General features: G+C 74.6%; 14 protein-coding genes. 10 read left to right on the forward strand and 4 right to left on the reverse strand.

All coding sequences use genetic code 11. The features are described 5' to 3' along the window. Positions 1-61: 61 nt before the first annotated feature. Positions 62-1,327 (reverse strand): PucR-like N-terminal domain-containing protein, encoded by a 1,266-nt coding sequence (locus AC07GB_RS09815; RefSeq protein ID WP_478843386.1) that lies wholly within the window; start codon positions 1,325-1,327, stop codon positions 62-64. A 7-nt stretch (positions 1,328-1,334) separates the two neighbouring features. Continuing rightward, on the reverse strand, positions 1,335-1,496 hold the full coding sequence (locus AC07GB_RS09820; RefSeq protein ID WP_478843388.1) for a hypothetical protein: 162 nt from the start codon (positions 1,494-1,496) through the stop codon (positions 1,335-1,337). Positions 1,497-1,893: 397 nt separating this feature from the next. Between AC07GB_RS09820 and pgfA the strand changes: the two genes are divergently transcribed. From pgfA to AC07GB_RS09865, 9 genes are all read left to right on the forward strand, one after another. Beyond that, a complete protein-coding gene (gene pgfA / locus AC07GB_RS09825; protein WP_478843390.1) occupies positions 1,894-2,946 on the forward strand; it encodes a cell envelope lipid trafficking protein PgfA in 1,053 nt (350 codons plus the stop codon). A 270-nt stretch (positions 2,947-3,216) separates the two neighbouring features. Continuing rightward, a complete protein-coding gene (locus tag AC07GB_RS09830; RefSeq protein ID WP_478843392.1) occupies positions 3,217-4,398 on the forward strand; it encodes a glycosyltransferase family 4 protein in 1,182 nt (393 codons plus the stop codon). Then, on the forward strand, positions 4,395-5,132 hold the full coding sequence (locus AC07GB_RS09835; RefSeq protein ID WP_478843394.1) for a class I SAM-dependent methyltransferase: 738 nt from the start codon (positions 4,395-4,397) through the stop codon (positions 5,130-5,132). Before AC07GB_RS09830 ends, AC07GB_RS09835 begins: the two co-directional genes overlap by 4 nt. Beyond that, positions 5,129-9,559, forward strand: a complete 4,431-nt coding sequence (locus tag AC07GB_RS09840; protein ID WP_478843396.1) for an alpha-(1->3)-arabinofuranosyltransferase — start codon at positions 5,129-5,131, stop codon at positions 9,557-9,559. The genes AC07GB_RS09835 and AC07GB_RS09840 overlap by 4 nt, the downstream gene beginning before the upstream one ends. Continuing rightward, positions 9,556-10,902: a condensation protein gene (locus tag AC07GB_RS09845; RefSeq protein WP_478843398.1), complete on the forward strand. Its 1,347-nt coding sequence runs from the start codon at positions 9,556-9,558 to the stop codon at positions 10,900-10,902. The genes AC07GB_RS09840 and AC07GB_RS09845 overlap by 4 nt, the downstream gene beginning before the upstream one ends. Further along, positions 10,899-11,663, forward strand: coding sequence for a class I SAM-dependent methyltransferase (locus AC07GB_RS09850; protein WP_478843400.1), 765 nt, complete (start codon positions 10,899-10,901; stop codon positions 11,661-11,663). Before AC07GB_RS09845 ends, AC07GB_RS09850 begins: the two co-directional genes overlap by 4 nt. 17 nt (positions 11,664-11,680) lie before the next feature. Beyond that, positions 11,681-12,592: a DMT family transporter gene (locus tag AC07GB_RS09855; protein ID WP_478843812.1), complete on the forward strand. Its 912-nt coding sequence runs from the start codon at positions 11,681-11,683 to the stop codon at positions 12,590-12,592. Further along, positions 12,589-12,822, forward strand: a complete 234-nt coding sequence (locus tag AC07GB_RS09860) for a Trm112 family protein (protein ID WP_478843402.1) — start codon at positions 12,589-12,591, stop codon at positions 12,820-12,822. The genes AC07GB_RS09855 and AC07GB_RS09860 overlap by 4 nt, the downstream gene beginning before the upstream one ends. Positions 12,823-12,870: 48 nt before the next feature. Next, positions 12,871-13,488, forward strand: a complete 618-nt coding sequence (locus tag AC07GB_RS09865; protein ID WP_478843404.1) for a hypothetical protein — start codon at positions 12,871-12,873, stop codon at positions 13,486-13,488. Here AC07GB_RS09865 and AC07GB_RS09870 read toward each other — a convergent pair. Then, positions 13,485-14,405, reverse strand: coding sequence for an ATP-grasp domain-containing protein (locus AC07GB_RS09870; protein ID WP_478843406.1), 921 nt, complete (start codon positions 14,403-14,405; stop codon positions 13,485-13,487). The two genes, AC07GB_RS09865 and AC07GB_RS09870, sit on opposite strands and share 4 nt — an antisense overlap. 467 nt (positions 14,406-14,872) lie before the next feature. Here AC07GB_RS09870 and AC07GB_RS09875 point away from each other — a divergent pair, with 467 nt between their 5' ends. After that, the gene (locus tag AC07GB_RS09875; RefSeq protein WP_478843408.1) at positions 14,873-16,336 is read left to right on the forward strand and encodes an acyl-CoA synthetase; all 1,464 of its coding nucleotides are present in this window, start codon (positions 14,873-14,875) and stop codon (positions 16,334-16,336) included. A gap of 225 nt (positions 16,337-16,561) precedes the next feature. Here the strand turns inward: AC07GB_RS09875 and AC07GB_RS09880 are convergent, their stop codons facing one another. Then, positions 16,562-20,302 (reverse strand): S8 family serine peptidase, encoded by a 3,741-nt coding sequence (locus tag AC07GB_RS09880; protein ID WP_478843410.1) that lies wholly within the window; start codon positions 20,300-20,302, stop codon positions 16,562-16,564. Positions 20,303-20,403 lie beyond the last annotated feature (101 nt).

Here is a 20,403-nt window from a genome sequence, read left to right on the forward strand (position 1 = left end):
GTCGCGCCCGCGCGGCGGAGCCGCACATGGACACAGCCCCGCTCCCCTTTGGGGCGCTAAGTCAGGGGCGGCCCAGTTCGCCTCGTAGGCGGCGGGCCCGTAGGACCAGTTCCAGTTCGAAGCGGCGGTCGGGGTCGTCTATCTCGTCGCCCCACAGCTCCCTGATCTGACGCAGGCGGTAGCGCACGGTTTGCGGGTGCACACCGAGCCGGGTGGCGACTTCGGGGGCGCCGCCGCGGGTCTCAAGCCAGGCGAGCAGGGTCTGGGCCAGGCGGCGGCCATGGGCGGGGCCGCAGTGTTCGAGGGGGGCGAGACAGCGCCGGGTGAGGTCCTCGACGAGTTCCTCGGGCTGGAGCAGGACCAGGGCCTCGGTGTGCTCGGTGCAGAGCAGCACCTCGCCCGCGGGCAGCAGTCCGCGCTGCATCAAGGCGACCGCCGCCTGCGCCCAGCGCAGCGACTTCGCGGCGTCGGCGAGCGGCACGGGCGGGCCGATGGCGCCCGACCAGCCGGCCATGGCGCGGCGCAGCAGTTCGGGGCGGCCCGCGGCGTCCGGGTCGGGCACGACCATCCGGGGCTGCTCGGCCTCCATGTCGAGGAGGACGCCCTCGCCGACGGCCGGGGCGACCGCCTCGCGCGCCGGGCGCAGGAGCACGCCCACGGCGACGCGCTCGGGCAGCGGCCAGCCGACCCGGGCGGCCCGCTCGTCCAGGCCGCCGTCGGCGCCGAGCACGGAGTTCGGCTGCGGCTCGGGGCGGCGCTCGGCGAGCAGCGACTCCATCAGCTTGCGTTGCAGCCGCAACCGCTCCCCGGCCTGGCGGGCCGCGGCCTCGGCGTAGCCGCGCACCGATTGGTCGACCAGGCCGTCCAGGTACTCGAAGCCGGACTCGGCCAGCTCGTACATGGCCGGGGGCGGGATCTCGGTCTGCTGCCCGATCTCGGCGAGGCGGCGCCAGGCGAGCCGGACCCCGAGGCGATAGATCGCCTGGAGCGAGTCGAGGCTGCGGCCTTCCAGGCCCTCGCCGCGGCCGAACTCCTGGAAGACCTCGGGGTGGTACCGCGGCCGGTCGGCGGCGGCGAGCTGCTGCACGAAGCCTTCGAGGGCCCGGCGGATGCCGACGAGCGCCATGGGTTCGCCGGAGTCGTCGAGGACGACGGGCAGGCCCGGGTACTCGGCGCGGATCTCGCGCAGGATGTCCTGCGCGAGCACGGGCACCTCTTCGAGGGCCAGCGCGGCGAAGCGTCTGACCTGGAGGGGCGGCACGTCGCGCCAGGCCGAGCGAGTCATGGTCGGGCGCTCGCTCTCGGAGACGTCGGGGACGGCGGACATGGACGGATCACTGGTCCCGCTGGTCACGGTCCGGTGACTCGTAGTGCACGAGCGGCCGGTTGGGCTGGTCGGGCGTGGCGTTCAGGAGCGCGACGATACCGAGGCCGGCGCCCACGGCGAGGGCCGCGGCGACGGCAGCGGTCAGTGCCGCGGCGAGCAGTCGGTGCATACGAGGGTCAGCCTCTCTGCTGGAGGTCGGACCCCACCCTGGTCCTGATCTGTCCGGTCGTGCGGAGGCGATAACCGGCCCGTCACCGGCCCCGTCCGGCAGGTGCCCAGTGTCGACAACCATTGACACTGCGTCAAGGGTCCGCCTAGCGTTCGCGGCTCATACGGGTCGGTAACACCCCGGTGACACCGCCGCAGCGATTCGGGCAACTCAGCAGCAACAGAACCGAAGCACCGGCGCAACTCAGCGGTAATGCCTCACAGTTGAGCCGCCGGACCGGCGTGTGACCGACCCGTGATCGAGATGTTCGTGCTCCACGGTTCCACAGCTTGTTCCCGACCGTTCCACAGCTCTGTGTTCGACCGTCCCCCTGTTCACCTCACGGCAGGAGCGCCGGATGACGCGCCGTACAGCCTCGCCCTTGTCCCTGGTCCTGCTCGGTCTCGGTGTCTTTCTGCTGGTCCTGGCCCCGATGCTGGCCTGGTACGTCGAGCCGCGGGCGAAACGCACGCCGATCGACGTCGATCAGATCACCGTATTCAAGGGCAAAGGCAGCTATTTCGACACTTCGAAGATCAAGACCGTCACGGATCAGAACCTCACCATCACCCGGCAGGTGCGCGGCGACGTCGCCGACAGCGAGAAGTCGGGCCGCGCGATCTGGGACGTGGTGACCTCCATCGACCCCGACAAGACGCTGCCCGCGGCCGACCCCCACGACGCGCTCCAGTGGACCCAGGAGCGCTGGGTGACCGACCGCAGGACCAACAAGCCCGTCCACTGCTGCGGCGAGAAGCCGCGCTTCGAGGGCGACGCGTATCTGAAGTTCCCGTTCGACCTCAAGGAACGTGACTACCTGTGGTGGGACCCCACCCTCGGTGGCACCGTGCCGCTGAAGTTCCGCGGTGAGAAGAAGATCCAGGGGTACGAGGGCTACCGCTTCACGGGCACGGTGGCCGCCACGAAGACCGGCACGCGGCAGGTCCCCGGGCGCCTGGTCGGCCTGCCGAGGCGCAGCCAGGTCATGGCCGAGGAGTGGTACGCCAACCACAAGATCGAGCTGGTCGCCGACAAGCGCACCGGCCGGATCATCTACGCGGCCCTCGGCCCGCGCAAGACGCTGCGGGCGCCCGGCGGCAAGAAGGACCGCACGGTCCTCCTGGACAGTCAGCGCATCGCGTTCACCGAGAAGACCCAGCGGGCCCAGGTCAAGCTCGCCGAGGACGACAGCTCGCGCCTGAAGCTGGTCGGCGAGACGCTGCCGCTGCTCTGCGTGGTCCTGGGCGGGGCGCTCACGGTGTTCGGCGGCGCTCTGGTCGTCCGCGGCCGCAGGGCGGGCGCGAACGGCGCGAGCGGCCCGAATGGCCCGGACGGACCCGGTGGAAATCCGGATGCGGAAGGTCCACATTCCGATACCTCACGAAGCGCCCTGCAATCCAGCACGATGTGATGAGACGTCAGTTCTAAGAAGGCCCGAAATTGTCACGCCGGTGAGTAGCCGCACCGTTCGGTGCGGCGAAAACTATCCACCCCACCCACGCACCGGCCCGCACCACCCCCGAGCACCCGACCACCCCGACCGACCTGCGGGATCCCGCCCCCACGCAGTACGCGGAACCCGCCGAGCCCCATCCGTCCGCCACCACAGCCGAGGAAAGAGCGCCACCGCACCGCCGTCCGATCCCCCCACACCGCACCCTGAGACGAGTTGGAGCACCCCATGCCCCAGCACGTGCCGTCGTCGCTGCGCCCCGCCGCCCAGCGGACCGCGCGGCTCCTTCCGGCGCTCCCCCCGCAGCCGCGCCGGATCGCCTTCCTCGCCCGCCGCGATCTCGACAACCCCGCGGCAGGCGGCTCCGAACTCCTCGTCGACCGCCTGGCCGACGGGCTGACCCGCAGGGGTCACCAGGTCACGCTGCTGTGCGGCGGTCCTGCCGCCTACCGCGACTACCGCGTGGTGTCGGCGGGCGGCGACCTGGGGCACTACCTGCGTGCCCGCTCGGCCTACCGCCGCCAGGTCGGCGGCAGCGACCTCCTGGTCGAGGTGTGCAACGGCATGCCGTACCTGGCGCCCCTGTGGCACCGCGGCCCCACCCTCTGCCTGGTCAACCACGTCCACACCGAGCTGTGGGCGATGCGCTTCCAGGGCCCCCTCGCCCCGGCCGCCCGGCTCGGGCGCAAGCTCGAACACTGGGCGCTCGCCGGCGCCCAGCGCGGCAACCTCCTGGTCGCCGTCTCCGAATCAACGGCCACCGCTCTGCGCGACCTGGGCGTCGACGGCGACCGCATCCGAGTGGTGCACAACGGCGTCGAGGAGCCGGGGCCGCTGCACGAGCGCTCCGACGAACCGCTCTTCCTGGCCATGGGCCGTCTCGTCGAGTACAAGCGCGTCGACCTGCTGCTGCGCCTGTGGGAGCGGGTCCGCCCGGTCACCGGCGGCCGGCTCGTCATCGTCGGCGAGGGCCCCGAGCGGGCCCGCCTCGAACGGATGGCGGGCCCGGACGTGCACTTCACCGGGCACGTCTCCGAGGCCGAGAAGCACCGGCTGCTGTGTGCCGCCTGGCTGCTCCTGCACCCCTCCGCCGTGGAGGGCTGGGGCCTGGTCGTCACCGAGGCCGCGGCGCGCGGGACGCCCGCGATCGGCTTCGACGTACCCGGCGTACGGGACTCCGTCGAGGACGGCGTGACCGGGCTGCTCGCGGGCGGCGAGAGTTCCTTCGCCGCCGCCTGGTGCACGCTCGCGCTCTCCACCGAGCGGCGCCGGGCGTTCGGCAAGGCCGCCGCCGAGCGCGCCGCGCAGTTCCGCTGGGCCAACACGGTGCGGCAGTTCGCCGCGGTGGCCGCCGAGGCGGTCGCCGCGCACGAGCAGCCGTCCGCTGCACGTCCTGAGGGGTCCGGGTGAAGGATCCCTCGCTGCGCCGCTCCGCGACCCTCTTCCGGGCCTTCCTGCGGGAGCGGCAGGAACCGGAGCGGTGCTACGCGCTGCTCGCCCGGGACGCCGCCGACCAGGTCGAGCGGTATCTGCCCGTGAACGGCAAGGTGGTCGTGGACGTGGGCGGCGGCGCGGGCTACTTCACCGAGGAGTTCCGCAGACGCGGCGCCCAGGCGTTCCTCTTCGAGCCCGACCTGCGGGAGCTGGGCGCGCGGGACGCCTCCGGCGCCAAGCCGCCCGAGGGCGCGGTGGTCGCGGACGGCTATCTGCTGCCCGTGGCGACCGGCGCCGCCGACGTCACGTTCTCCTCGAACGTCCTGGAGCACGTCGCCGACCCGCAGACCTTCCTCAGCGAGCTGGTGCGGGTCACCCGCCCCGGCGGCCTCATCTACGTCGCGTTCACGAACTGGCTGTCCCCCTGGGGCGGCCACGAGTGGGCGCCCTGGCACTACCTGGGCGCCGAGCGCGCCCGCGCCCGCTACGAGCGGCGCACCGGCACACCCGCCAAGCACACGCTCGGCGTCAACCTCCACAAGCACCACATAGGACCCACGCTCAGACAGGTGCGGGCGCGCGACGACGTCACCGTCGTCACCGCGCGCTCGCGCTACTGGCCGTTCCTCGCCGAGTCCGTGGCGAAGGTTCCGGGCGTGCGTGAGTTCACGACCTGGAACCTTCTCCTCATCCTCAGGCGGTGTCCATGACCACAACGGTCCAGGCCCCTCCCCCGGCCGCGACGCGGCCGGCGGCGCGCCGGCCCGAACCCGAGCACGGCCCGCGCCGGCGGCGCTGGCCCGTCGGGTTCTGGGCCGTCACGTTCGTGTGCTTCCTCGCGGTGAAGCCGGGGCGGATGACGTTCGACACCAAGCTCGGTGTCGCCGTCGATCCATGGCAGTTCCTCTCCGACCTCGGTCAGCTGTGGCACGACCGGGGCGGCTTCGGGGGCCTCCAGGACCAGTACATCGGGTACGCCTTCCCGATGTTGCCGTACTACGCGCTCACCGACCTGCTCCAGGTGCCGGTGTGGATCGCGGAGCGGCTGTGGTTCTCGCTGATCGTGACGGCCGCGTTCTGGGGCGCCCTTCGGCTCGCCGAGCGGCTCGGCATCGGCAGCCGCGGCTCGCGGCTGCTCGGCGCCGCGGTGTACGCGCTCTGGCCGACGTTCACCGTGGTGATCGGCTCGACGTCGGCGGCGGCGCTGCCCGGCGCGTTCCTGCCGTGGGTGCTGCTCCCGCTCACCAACGACCGCGTGACCGCGCGGATCGCGGCGTTCCGCTCGGCCCTGGTCATTCCGTTCATGGGCGGTGTGAACGCGGCCTCGACGCTGGCCTCGCTGCTTCCCGTCGCGCTGTACCTGCTCTCGCGCCCGAACGGGCCGCGCAAGCGCAAGCTCATCACCTGGTGGGTGCCGGGCGTCATCCTGGCCACCGCCTGGTGGGTGGTGCCGCTGCTGTTGCTCGGCATCTACGGCGAGAACTTCCTGCCGTACGTGGAGAACTCGGCCACCACGACCGGCACCATGTCGGCCACCGAGGCGCTGCGCGGCGCCGGGAACTGGGTGGCGTATCTGCACTTCGGTGACGCCTGGCTGCCCGCGGGCTGGACGGTCGCCACCTCCGTGGTCACCGTCGTGTGCTCGGCGCTCGCGGCCGGGCTCGGGCTCGCCGGGCTCGCCCGCCGCGACCTGCCGGAGCGGCGCTGGCTGACCCTGACGGTCCTCTCGACCGCCCTGGTCCTGCTCGCCGGGTACGGCGGCGCCTTCGGGGCGCTCTTCCACGGCACGGTGCAGGACTGGCTCAACGGCTGGCTGGTGCCGTTCCGCAACATCTACAAGTTCCAGACGGGCCTCGCCCTCGCCCTCGCCCTCGGTCTCGCGCACCTCGCGGGCGTGGTGGGCCGGGCCCGGGGCGCGCGGGCCCTGCCGGGGCGGCGGTACGCACCCCTGATCGCCGCCGTCCTGGTGCTGCCGGGCCTGCTGTGGCCCTACCTCAACGGCTCGATCCTCCAGCCCGGTTCGTTCAAGAAGCTGCCGAACCACTGGCAGGCCACGGCCGACTGGCTGGACAAGTACTCACCGGACTCGCGCGCCCTGGTGGTGCCCGCGTCCGCGCACGGCATCTACACCTGGGGCTCCCCGATCGACCAGCCCCTCGACGTGCAGGCCGACTCGCGCTGGGCCCAGCGCGACTACGTGCCCTTCGGCACGCCCGGCAACCGGCGCGCCATGGACGCCGTCGAGCAGGCCCTGATGACCGGCGGCCAAGTGCCGGGCCTGAAGGACTACTTGACGCGTGCGGGCCTGTACTACGTGGTCGTGCGCAACGACCTCGACCCGGACCAGATCGGCCACGTCCCGACGGCCACCGTCAAGCGCACCCTGGAGCAGTCCGGCTACACGCGGGTCACCGGCTTCGGCCCGACCCAGACCGGCGGCCGGATCGCGGACGACACGCCCGTGCAGGTCGAGGGCCTGTACCCGCGCCAGCGCGCGGTGGAGATCTACACGCCGGGCAAGGGCACGCCGCGCCCCGGCCAGGCGGGCCTGAAGCCGGTGTCCAACACGGCCGTCGTCAGCGGCGGCCCGGAGGCGCTGCTCCCGCTGTCCGCCGACCCCCAGCTGCGCGACCGGCCGGTGGTCCTGACCGGGGACAACCACCCCGGCCTCGGGTCCGCGCCCGGGCTCCAGGCGGTCGGTGACGGGCTGCGGCGCGCGGACACGCGCTTCGGCCTGATCAACACCAACACCTCGTACACGTACACGCGCGACGAGAAGAACGCGCCGGACGCGCTCCAGGACCCGGGCAGGAAGCCGCATCAGATCCTGCCGACCAAGGGGATCGAGCACCAGACGACGGCGGAGCTGCGCGGCGCGAAGTCGGTGACGGCGTCCTCCTACGGCAACTGGCTCTTCCACCTGCCGCAGTACGACCCCGTGAACGCCTTCGACGGCAACCCCGACACGGCCTGGACGGAGGGCAACCCCGGCAGCCCCGACGGTGAGTGGATCAAGGCGGAGTTCCGCAAGAAGACGGCCGTCCCCGCGTCGTTCAAGGTGACGCCGCTGCCCCAGGACGGGGTGCGGGCGGCCCCGACGCGGGTGCGGGTGGAGACCGAGAAGGGCGCGAAGGAGTCGTTCCTCAAGGCCAACGGCACGACACAGCGCGTCGCCGCCGTGCCGGGCGACACCGACTGGATCAAGATCACCATCCTGGACTCCCAGATCGCGACCCACGGTCTGACCGGCGCCGGGTTCGCGGAGATCCGCATCCCCGGCGTGCAGGTGACCAAGCTGCTCCGGATGCCGAACGACGTGAAGGGCACGGAGGGCGCCGACGCCGACGCGACGACGTACTCCATGCACCGCTCGGCCGACCAGAGCGGCCTGTCGCCCGTGACCTCCGAGCCGGGCCTGCACCGCCGGTTCACGACCGAGGGGCAGGACACGTACGACGTGCGGATGAGCGCCGTCGCCGTGCCCGGTTCCCGGCTCGACGAGCTGCTCTACGACGTGGCGCCCGACCAGCGCCAGCAGATCCGGGCCAGCGCCGACTCCACGTCCGGCATGGGCACGGGCCTGTCCGCGCGCAACCTGACGGACGGCGACCTGACCACCGCGTGGATCGCCGGCGACAGCCCCGTGATCCATCTGCGCTGGCCGGGGAAGGTGCCCGTCGGGGAGATCGTGCTTCCCCCCGCGGGCGGCCTCTCCACCAGGGCCGAGAAGATCGAGATCAGCTCGCCGGACGGCGCGGCGGTCGCCGGGGTCGACGAGAACGGCATGGCGCGCTTCACGCCGATCACCACCGACCGGCTCGACATCACCATCACCAAGACCGCGCCCCTGACCCTGCACAACCCGGTCGCGGACGAGAAGCTCCAGCTGCCCGTGGGCCTCACCGAGGCGTACGTCCCGGCGCTCGACCAGTTCCGCACCAAGCAGCCGCGGGCCGGGCGCACCTTCGAACTCGCCTGCGGGCAGGGCCCCGAGGTGGCCGTCGACGGCAAGCTGTACCCGACGTCCGTCAAGGGCACCGTGCGCGACCTCGTGCAGCGGCGGCCCGTCGAGGTCACGCTCTGCGAGCGCGGCGAACGGCGGCCGAAGCCCCAGGCCGAGGTGAACCTCGGCGCGGGCGAGCACACCGTGGAGGCCGGTGACGCGGGCCCGCTCGCGCTCACCGACGTCACGCTGACGCGCGGCACGCCCGGCAACCTCGACACCACCGCGCGCGAGCTGCGCGTCAAGGACTGGCTGGGCGACCGGCGCGAGCTGACCGTCGGGGACGGCGCGGCCTCGTACCTCACCACGTACGAGAACGTCAACGACGGCTGGAAGGCCACCCTGAACGGCGAGGAGCTGCGCGAGGTGCGGCTCGACGGCTGGCAGCAGGGCTGGCTGATCCCGGCGGGCGAGGGCGGCACCGTCAAGCTCAGCTACGAGCCGTCCACGGCGTACGAGGCCGGGCTCATCGGCGGCGGTGTCGGTGTCCTCGCGCTCGTGGTGCTCGTGTTCGTGCGCCGCAAGGACGCCAATCCGGACGGCCCCGACGTGGCGCCGCCCGCGCCCGGCCTGATCCTCGGCACGGTGGCCCTGACCCTGGTGGCCGTGGTCGTCGCGGGCTGGTTCGCGCTGCTCGTGCCCGCCCTCGCGGTGCTCGCGTGGCGGCGGCACCAGCTGCTCGCGCCGCTGGCCTTCGTCGCGCTCGCCGGGGCGGGGATCGCCGCCGCCGTCGGTGCCGGGGAGACGGTCGCGGCGGACGAGGGGGCCTTCGGGCACGCGGCCCAAGTCATGGCGTTCATCGGCCTGTTCGCGGCCCTGGTGTCGGTGCGGGAGGCCGCCCCGGCCGGGGCCCAGGGCCCGGGCGGAGCGCCCGCGCCCGGGCCGGCCGCGCCGCCCGCCGGATCGCCGAAGCCACCCGCGGCCGCCCCGGCGGCGCCGGGGGCCGGGCCCACGGGCGCCGATCCGCTGGCGAAGCCCGGGACGCCCCGGGGCAGCGACCCGTCCGCGACGACGCTGCCGCTCGGCCCCGCGGGGCCCGCCGGGCCACCGGCGGGGACACAGCCGGCCCCGCCGCCGCGCGACCGGAAGCCCGCCGACGGCACGGAGCAGCAAGGAGAGGAACACCGGCCATGACCGCGCTGGAGCATCCGGCCCGGCGTGCGGACGGCCCCGGCCGTCCGCCGCGCCGCGTGCCGTTCCCCGTCGTCGACGAGGTCGCCCGGCACTGCCTCCAGGAGGAGGAGCCGGAGACCGTTCACATCGAGGTGCACCTGCCGGGCACCCCGGACCCGGACCGGCTGCGGGCCGCGTTCACCGAGGCGCTGCGCCGCCACCCCCGCATCCTCATGCGGGAGGCGCGCGGCGCCTGGTACCGGCGCCGCTACGAGTGGGAGCTGACCGAGGGCCCGGACGTGGAGGTCGTCACCTTCCCGGACGCGCGGGCGGACGGCCTCAAGCGAGTGCGGGAGCGGGCGCTGTACGACGCGCCGCCGCTGACCGCGTCCCCGCCGGTACGCCTGGAGGTCGTGGCCACCCCGCAGACGAGCGGCACCGCCAGCGTCCTGTTCCTCACCATCAACCACACCGCCCTGGACGGGCCCGCGTGTCTGCGCGTCCTCGCCACGGCCGCCGAGCTGTACGGGGGCCGGGACAACGCGCCCGCCGCGCCCCCGACGCGTGCCCCCGCGGCCGCCGTGGCGGCCGACGCGCCGGACCTGCCCTCGCCGTGGGCGCCGCCCGCCCGCGTCGCCCACGGCTCCCCGGAGCCCTCGCCGGGCAACGGCATGCTGGTCGCGGAGCTGCCGGTGCCGCGCAGGCCCAAGGGCTCGCCGTTCACCGTCAACGACCAGCTGATGGTGGCGACCGCGCTGATGATCGCGCACTGGAACCGGGAACACGGGGCGAAGCCCCGGCCGTTGCGCATCACCATGCCCGTGGACGACCGGCCGCGCGACATGTCGATGCCCATCGGCAACGGCACGCGGCTCGTCGAGGTCCCCTTCGGCGCCGACGAGCTGACCCCGCTCCTGGACGCGGAGCCCCGCCCCGATGACGTCCGTACGCTCCTTCGCCGCACCTCCGACCGCACCCGGGCCCTCAAGGCCCTGTCCCGGCCGCAGCTCGGCCACGGCGCGACGCTGCTCACCGCGCCGGTCCTGCCGGTCGGGGTGCGGGCCGCCGTCACGCGGGGGCTGCGCAGGGCCGCCGCGCCGTGGACGTCGACGACGCTGCTCAGCAACATCGGCCGGATCCCGTACGCGCTCGACTTCGGCGACGCCGGGGCGGCGCACGCGGTGTGGTTCTCGGCGCCCGCCCGCATGCCGCGCGGCCTGACCGTGACCACCGCGTCCACCGGTGGCCGGCTCCACCTGGCCCTGCGCTGGTCCCGGACGCTGCTCGGGCACGGCGACGGCGCCCGGCTCCGCGACCTCTTCGAGCACTACCTCCACGCAACCGAGGAGGAGCCCGCCCCGTGACTGCAACCGGCACGCCCGGCACGGCCGAACGGACCTCACCCGAACGCCCGCACGGACTCCGGGACTTCTACGAGAACCCCGCCGTCCCCGTCGCCTCGGGGGACGCCCGCAGCCTGCGGCAGGCCCGGATGCTCGCGGCCGCGCTCGGCCCCGCCACGCGCGGTGCCCGCGTGGTCCTCGACGTGGGCTGCGGCGACGGCTCGGCCGCCCGGGTCGCGGCGCCGCTGCTCGCCGGGCACCGCGTCATCGGCGTCGACTGGTCCCAGGACGCGCTGCGCCGCGCGAGCGGTCACCTGCCGTACGTCGTACGTGGTGAACTCACCGACGGGGGCCTGCCGTTCGCGGCCGGGACCGTCGACGCGGTGCTGTTCAGCGAGGTCGTCGAGCACCTCGTCGACCCCGACGCCGCGCTCGACGAGCTGCGCCGGGTGCTGCGCCCCGGCGGCCATCTGATGCTCTCCACGCCGAACCTCGCCGCCTGGTACAACCGCGGCCTGCTGCTCGCCGGGGTGCAGCCGGTGTTCTCCGAGGTGAGCCTGCGCGCCATCCACGGCCGCCCGGGGCGCGAGGTCGTCGGGCACCTGCGCCTGTACACCGCCCGCGCGCTGCGGGAGTTCGTCGCGGCCTCCGGCTTCGACGTGGTCCGGCTCGCGGGCGCGCCCTTCCACGGCGTGCCCCGGCCGCTGCGGGCCCTGGACCGGCTCGCCTGCGCGGTGCCGGGCGCGGCCTCGATCCTGCTGCTGCACGCCCGAAAGGCCTGAGGCCCATGTGGGTGGGTGTGGTGGCGGCGCTGCTCGCGAACGTCCTCTACAGCACCGGCTTCGTCCTGGAGAAGCGGGCCCTGTCCGCGATGCCCTCGGTGAGCGTGCGGGCACCGCTGCGGCTGCTCGGGCAGGTCGTCTCCAGCCCGCTGTGGCTCGGCGGCTCCCTCGCGCTCGCGGCGGGCTTCGGCGCGCAGCTCGCCGTCTACCGCACGCTGCCCATCGCCGCGGCCCAGGGCATCTTCGTCTCCGGCCTCGTGCTGCTGCTCGTCCTGTCGTCGCGGCTGCTCGGCGAGCGGACATCGGGGCGCGAGCGGATCGCCGTCGCCGCGATCCTGGTCGCGCTCCTGATGGTGGTGCTCTCCCTCGACGAGGGCGCCGACACGGTGGGCGACGACGCCCCCGTGCCGCTCGTCCTCCTGGTCAGCCTGCCCTCGCTCGCCATCGGCGTCTGGCTGTACGCGAACGGCGAGCGCCGGGCCGGGCAACAGCACCGGCAGCCGACGTCCGGCGTGGAGTACGGCGTCGCCGTCGGCCTCCTGTACGGCGTCAGCTCGCTGGCCATCAAGGGCGTCTCCAGCTCCCTGACGACGCACGACATCGGCGGCGCGCTGCTCGACCTGCTGCGCTCGCCGTACCCCTATCTGCTGCTCTTCACCGGCGCCTTCGGCCTGATCATGTCGCAGGCGGCGCTCCAGCGGTGCCGGGCCTCGCTGATCGTGCCGGTGTGCACGACGGTGACGAGCCTGTTCACCGCGGTGCTCGGCACGCTCGCGTTCGGCGAGGCGCTGCCCCACGAGCCGGTGCGCCTGGCGCTGCGCGTCGCGGGCACGGCCCTGGCCGTGACGGTCCTGCTCGTCATGCCCAAGCACGACGCTCCGCCCGCCGCCCCCACCCCCGCACCTCCCAAGGAGCTGACCTCCGGATGAACCCCGACGACCCGCTTCTGAAGATCCTCGCCTGCCCGCTGGACAAGGGCCCGCTGGTGCTCGTGCTGCCCGAGCGGTCCGACCCCGCGGAGGCGGAGCAGGCCCTGTACAACCCGCGGCTTCGCCGCCGCTACCCCATCGTCGACGGGATTCCGCAGCTCCTTCCGTCCTCGGGCGAGCAGGTCACCGAGGAGGAACACGAGCGGCTGCTCACGCAGACCGCGCCCTGAGCCGGGGCGCGGAGGGGCCGTCCACCCCCGGCCGGGCGATGGGCCACGATGGGTCCCATGCCCTCAAGCCCCTCCGCGCCCTTCACCCCGCTCGACTTCCAGCTGGTCCTGCTGCGCCGCATGGCCGACCACAACCCGGACCTCGTCGAGGACGCCCGGCACGCCCTCGGCGTCTCCATCGGCGAGATGCGCGAGGCCAACCGGCGCTGGCAGGCGATGGTGCGCTCCCCGAGGTCGCGCGCCGCCGTCTCCCGCTACCGCTCGGTCCTCGGCGAGCCCGCGGCCACCGCCCGGCGCACGGTCGGCGACCTGGAGTGCGAGGCCCTGCTGTGGCCGGTGCCGCTCTGGCCCGACCTGCGCTTCGAGGTGCTGCTCGGGCCGCGGAACGCCGTCTGGAACGAGTGGCTGGTGCGGGCCCCCGGCGCCGCGCCCCCCGAGCTGCGCACGCTCGCCGACCTCACACCCTGGTCCTGCACGGTCGACGAGGCCGCCCGCGCCTTCGCCCCCGCGCGGCCGATGGAGGGCACGGCGCCGACGCGGTGGCGGCTCGCGTTCGACGGCCCGGACGGGGAGACGGGGCGGCGGCGCCCCTGCGTGGCGGAGTTCACCTGGGGCCTGTTGCAGCGGTTCTCGTATCCCGACAGCCCCGCGGGCCCCGGGCGCTAGCGGGCCGCCTTCACGATCAGCTCCGCGACCACCGGCAGGGACTCCGGGTGGACGCCGAGGAACAGGTTCGGCTCGATCAGCTCCAGCTCCATCACGCGCGGCGCCCCGTCGTCGCCGTCGACCAGGTCCACGCGGGCGTAGAGCAGCTCGGACGCGCCGGGCACGGCGGCCAGGGCGCGCTCGGCGAGGGCGAGTTCGGCCTCGGCCGGCTGATGGGCGCGGACGTCGGGGTGCGAGATCTTGTCGGCGTCGTACGCGATGCCCGGGGCGAGGACGGCGCCCTTGCGGATGGCGTGCCGGTAGTGGCCGCCGAAGAAGATCAGGGCGCGCTCGCCGGTGGTGTCGATCCGGCGCATGTAGGGCTGCACCATCGCGGTCAGGCCCTCGGCGTGCAGCCGGGCGACGTGGGCGCGGGCCGCCGCGTGCTCGCCGGCGCGGTAGCGGCCGGCGAGGTGGGAGCCGCCGCCGACGGTGGGCTTGATGACGAAATCGCCCTCGGGCAGGCCGGGTTCACTGCCGGAGCCGGGGGCCGCGTACGCCGTCGGCACGGTCGGTATCCCGGCCGCCGCCAGCTCGCCCAGATACCGCTTGTCGGTGTTCCAGCGCACGACGCCCGCGGGGTTGGCGAGCCGCGTCACGGCGGCCACGCGCCCGGCCCAGGCCGTGAACTCGGCGACGTGCTCGATGTAGTCCCAGGTCGAGCGTATGACGACGAGGTCGTACGCGCCCCAGTCGACGTCCGGGTCGTCCCAGTGCGCGACCCGCGCGGTGGCGCCCGCCGCGCCGACGGCGCGCACGAGGTCCGGGAGGTCCCGGTCGACGGCGTTGATGTGGTCCTGGGGCCGGAAGGTGGTCAGGGCGACGGCGAGGGCCACGGGCGCTCTCCTCGGGTACGGGCGGCCCGGGAGGGGCACCATGAGCCGGACGGCGGGACGGCCGCAGGCTAACGCGGCCCGTGCGCGCGGGAAAGTGGATTTCGTACGACGCGGCGCCGCCTCCCCTCGTCCCAGGGGAGGCGGCGCCGCCGCGTCGGCGGGTACCCCCACCGGCACCGGATGGAACTCCCCGGGCGCGCCCCGGCTGTGGGGGCGTGGGGCTTGCGGGGGCGGGGAGGTGGATAGGTTTGCGGGGGAAGTGATCGTGATGTCGAGGGCCGGATCGTCGGAGGCCGACGAGATGAGCGGTGCGAGGTGAGACGCGTGGTGGTCCCGTCCGGCTCGGACGTGCGGGGGTGGACCGGCGGTACGCGGGCGGGGCGGACCCGCGCGCACCGGGGCCGGCCCGCCGCCTCGGCCTCGACGATCACGGCGACACCCCGCCTTCGGCGGCGCAACGCTCCCGTTGAGCCGCCGTGCACACGCTGAGCACCTACGGAGGACGACTCGTGGAACCCGAACCCCTCATCCCCGCCCTGACGGCGCCGGACGACACCCCGGCCCTGCGGTTCGGCGACCGGTCCCTGACCTACGCCGAACTCGCCGCCACCGCCGGAGCGTTGGCCGGCCGCCTCACCGGGGCGGGCGCGGCCCGCGTGGCCGTCTGGGCGACCCCCACCCTGGAGACCGCGGTCGGCGTCGTGGCGGCGCTGCTCGCCGGGGTGCCCGCGGTGCCGCTCAACCCCAAGTCGGGCGAGAAGGAACTGGGGCACATCGTCGGCGACAGCGAGCCGGCCCTGGTGCTCGCCGCCCCCGGCGACGAACTGCCCGCAGCCCTTGCGGGACTTGACCGGATCGACGTCAGCCCGGCGCCGCCGGACGGCCCCGCGCCCGCCGCGCCCCGAGAGGTCTCCCCCGCCGCCCCCGCCCTCGTCGTCTACACCTCCGGTACGACGGGTCCGCCCAAGGGCGTGGTCCTGCCGCGGAGCGCGCTCGCCGCCACGCTCGACGCGCTCGCCGACGCCTGGCGGTGGACCGGCGACGACGTCCTGGTGCACGGGCTCCCGCTGTTCCACGTGCACGGCCTGATCCTCGGCGTCCTCGGGCCGCTGCGCCGCGGCGGATCGATGCGGCACCTGGGCCGGTTCAGCACGGCCGGGGTGGCGCGGGAGCTGGCCTCCGGGGCCACGATGCTCTTCGGCGTGCCCACGATGTACCACCGCGTGGCGGAGGCGCTGCCCGACGAGCCCGAGCTGGTCAAGGCCCTCGCGGGCGCGCGGCTCCTGGTGTCGGGCTCGGCGGCGCTGCCCGTGCACGACCACGAGCGGATCGCGTCCGCCACCGGGCGCCGCGTCATCGAGCGGTACGGGATGACCGAGACGCTCATGAACACCAGCGTCCGCGCGGACGGCGAGGCCCGCGCGGGCACCGTGGGCGTGCCGCTGCCCGGCGTCTCCCTCCGCCTCGTCGACGAGGCGGACCAGGAGGTCCCCGACGGGCCCGACTCCGTCGGCGAGATCCAGGTGCGCGGGCCGAACCTCTTCACCGAGTACCTCAACCGGCCCGACGCCACGGCGGCCGCGTTCGCCTCCGGCGGGTGGTTCCGGACCGGGGACATGGCCGTGCGGGAGCCCGACGGGTACGTCCGCATCGTCGGCCGCAAGGCGACCGACCTCATCAAGAGCGGGGGGTACAAGATCGGGGCCGGGGAGATCGAGAACGCGCTCCTCGAATACGAGGGGGTGCGGGAGGCCGCGGTCACCGGGGAGCCCGACCCCGACCTGGGCGAGCGGGTCGTCGCGTGGATCGTCCCCGCCGACCCCGGGCGCGTGCCCTCCCTCGACGAGCTGGCCTCTCACGTCGCGGCGCGCCTCGCCCCCCACAAGCGACCCCGGGTCCTGCGTGTCCTCGAGGCCCTGCCGCGCAACGACATGGGCAAGATCCTCAAGCGGTCCCTGACCGCGTCCAGCTGAACCCGTCCCGCCGCTACCGCGGCGGGATTCCCCCCCACCCGCCCACCCGTACCTGCCCCGGCGACCCGGCCCGGTCCCGACCTGGCGGCTCGCACGCCGTCCCCGTCTGCCCCCGTCATCGGGGGCAAGAGGACGGGCCCAGCCGAGTCCATCCAGCCCGTCCGGCGTTTGAGGACGAGCGCGGTAGCGCGGTGGGGTGAGGCGCGCCACCGCGGCGGGGCGGGGCTAGCGGACGCCCACCCCCCGGAGGACCTCCTGGGTCACCGACCCGCCCCGGTCGTCCGAAGCCGCCCCTCGCAGGGACAGCGCAGAGGCCCCCCGAGGCACCCTCAGCACGCCGTCCCACGAGGAACCGTGCCGCCACAGCGGGACATCCGCCCACGAGGCCCCGTCGTCGTAGGACACTTCAAGGCGCGCGGAGCGGACCGTGCCCGGGGCGGTGGCGCCCCGGACGTACGCGGCCGAGAGGCCCACCGGCAGCGTCCGGCCTCCGCGTACGTCCCCGTACAGGTCGGTGTCGACGTCGAAGCCGAGGTTGAGCACGGGCAGGACGGTCTTGCGGTCGGCGGGGGTGCGGGCCGAGCGGACGGTCCACTCGGAGTGGCCCCGGGTGGCGAGGCGCCAGCGCCCGGCGGAGAGCGTGGTGTCGGTGACGACCTTGTACGTGCGCTCCTCGGGCGCGGCGTCCCCCACGTACACGCCGGAGCCCTGCCGCCGGTCGACCAGCTCCCCGTCGGCGTACACGGCGGTCACCTGCGTCAGGGAGTCGTCGTTCCACACGTCGCCGAAGCCGGTGTGGTCGGGCCCGGAGTCGCCCCAGCCGGGCACGTTGAAGGCCAGGTCGTCGCCGGTCCGCTCCTGGCCCCAGCCGAGGCCGGTGCCGAGCCACGGGTGCCAGAGGGGCTTGAACCAGTCGAGCCGGGTGCGCTCGCCGCCCCGGTAGCCGACGAGCCCGCCGCGCTGCTCCAGGGCGGCCGGCCCGGCGTACACGGTCTCGTGCCACAGACGGCCCTTGCCGGAGGCGACGTAGTCGGTGCGCTCTGCGGGGTACGCGGTCCGCTCCAGGAAGCCGATGCCGACGGGGAAGGTGTCGGTGAGGGAGTAGCGGAACTCCCCGCCGGGCGTGGCCTCGCGCGCGGGCGCGTGGAACCGGGCCTCGACGACGGCGAGTTCGCGCTCGCCGGGCGCGTAGGTCAGCGGGCGGTCCGGGACGGCGCCGGTGAAGCCGTCCTCAAGGTCGTAGACGTAGGGCGTGTAGGGGGTGCCGGTGGTCTCCACGCGGCGGCCCTCGCGCGCGGCGGCGCGCAGCCGCGCCCCGTCGGCGGCGCCGACCGTGGCGATCGTCAGGGGCCGGTCCGCGTTGTCGTCCGTGCCGAACCAGGCGTTGAGGCGTCCGGGCACGCCGTCGGTGACGAACAGGGCCTTGGCGCCCGCGTCCTGCGCGGCCTGCGCGAGCGCGGCGGGCGTGGGCTGTCCCGCCGCGCCGGTGCGGCGCACGACGGCGGCCCCGCCGCGCACGTCCTTGCCCGCGTACGCGCCCGGGGTGCCGTCCCCCGCGTCCACGAGCCTCAGCCGGGACCTGCCTTCGGTGACCGTGCCGCCGGGCTGCGCGACGGCCGCGCCGACGCCCTTCACGTCGAGGACGGGCTTGCCGAGGCGCCACACCGTGCGGTACGCGAAGGTGCCCTGCCGGACCTCGGGGGTCGGGGCCGCGAAGACGCTGTCGTACTTGACGGGCACTTGCGCGGCGTCCTGGTAGGAGGAGCCGTGCGCGGTGCGGCTGACCTCCATGACCAGTTGCCGGGTCTCGCTGCGGCGCGGCACCTTCGCGGTGATCTCCCGCAGCTCGCGCGCATCGAGGGTGACGGTCCGGTCCCGGTCGAGAGTGACCTCGGGCGCGGCGAGGAAGCCGAGGCCGAGGGAGTCGGCTCCGTGTGCGCCGCGGACGTCGAGGAAAGCTGACAGGGAGTACGCGCCGGGCCTGAGCCGCAGCTTCAGCTCGCCGGACGCGCCGACCGCGACCGCGTAGGGGTCCTCGCCCTTGGCGAGCGGGTGCACCACGGCGTCGGCGCCGGCGGGGGCGCCGTCGCGGTCCTTGACCCGCAGCGTGAGCGTGTACCGCTCCTCCTCCTTGACCAGGCCGAACGCGGTGTGTGCGACGCGCTTGCCGCCCGCGGTCGCGACGATCCGGCCGCTGGTGTTGCCGACGGGCGCCGTCGCGACGTCGCCGGTGACGGTGGTGGCCGCGGTGCCGTGCGCGGGCACGGTGAGCTTCCTGTCCGCGAGCGTGACGACGCCGTCCGCCGCGCCCTCCGCCGTCAGGTCCAACTCCACCGACGAATCAGAGGAGTTGACGTACGTCACCGTCCTGCGCACCGACTTGTCGCCGCCGTACGGCCACGGGTGGAAGCCGAGGTCGGCGGCGCCGGTCGCGGTGATGTCCGCGCCGATCGCGGAGGGTACGTCCACGCGGCCCGCGCCCAGCGTGTACGCGGAGGCGTCCAGATCGTGCGACGTGGACATCAGGGCGTCCTTGAGCTGCCGTCCGCCCAAGGCGGGGTGGCGCTCGGCGAGCAGCGCGGCGACACCCGTGACGTGCGGGGTCGCCATCGACGTACCGCTCATGGTGGTGTAGTCGCCCTGCCCGGGGGCCAGTCGGGAGCGGGCGGCGAGGATGTCCACGCCGGGCGCGGAGAGGTCCGGCTTGAGGGCCTGGTCGCCGTGGCGCGGGCCCTGGCTGGTGAAGGACGCGGCCTCGTCGGCGGAGTCGACGGCGCCGACGGTGAGCGCGGAGTCCGCGGCGGCGGGCGAGCCGATGGAGGAGGGCGCGCCGGTGTTGCCCGCGGAGACCACGAAGAGGGCGCCCGTCTCCTCGGTGAGCGCGTCCACGGCGGCGGCCATCGGGTCGGTGCCGTCGCTCGGCTCGCCCGAACCGAGGCTCATGGACACGATCTTGGCGTCCACGTCCCTGGCGGCCCACTCCATCCCGGCGACGATCTGCGACTCGCTGCCGAAGCCGTCGTCGCTGAGCACCTTGCCGACGGCGAGGTCCGCGCCGGGCGCCACGCCCTTCTCCTCGCCGTCGGACGCGGCGCCGCTGCCGCCGACCGTGGAGGTGACGTGGGTGCCGTGGCCGTCGCGGTCGGCGACCTCCTGGCCGGGGACGAAGCTCTTCGTCGCGCTCACGCGGCCCTTGAGGTCGGGGTGGGTGACGTCGACGCCGGTGTCGAGGACGGCGACCTTCACGCCCTTGCCGGTGAGCCCGGCCCGCCAGGCCGCGGGGGTGCCGATCTGGGCGTTGCTCGCCGCCATGTCCGCCTCGACCCGGCCGTCGAGCCACACCTTCCCGACGCCGCCGCCCAGCGCGCTCGGGTGCCTCCCGCCGGTGACGCTCCGCCAGAAGGCCGTGCCCGGGGCCGCCTTGAGGGCCGCGCCCCGGATGCTGGGCAGCGAGCGGACCTGGCGGGTGCCGCGCGGCGCCGTGCGGGCGGCCGGGGCGTCCTTCTCGTACGTGACGATGAGCGGAAGGCCACCGGACGCGGCCCGTCGTCCTCCGTGCCGGACTCCGAATCCTTGACGTATCAGCTCCGACACGTCGAAGAGGCGCTCGTCCAGGACGCCCGCGCGCAGATAGGGGCGGGCCTCGTCCGGTACGACGGTGACGCGGCCGTCCACGACGCGCGTGCGCACGGTGCCGTTCGCGCCGGGCGGGCGGTCGACGGTGACGGTCTGCTTGCCGCCGCCGAGCCGGGTGACGGTCACCTTGTCGCCGGTGAGGAGGGTGACGGTGGCGGTGGACTGCCGTGCGTGCGCGGCCGGTTGGGGCGTACGGGGTCCCGGCGCGGCCGTCGCGGTGGTGGCGGTCGCGGTCAGGCCCGCGGGCAGCAGGGCGAGGGCGAGTGCGGCGGGCAGGAGTCCGCGGCGGGCTTGCCGGGGGCGGCGGGCTTGACGGGGTCTCGGTCTCAAGGCGACCTCTCTTCGTCGGCACCACATACGGGTGGCGCCCGGGGCGCGGGGGCCGCGAGCGCTGCGGCAAGTGTCGGTCCGCTCGCGGTACGTAAGAGTCG

The sequence above is a fragment of the Streptomyces sp. NPDC045778 genome (assembly GCF_056431945.1).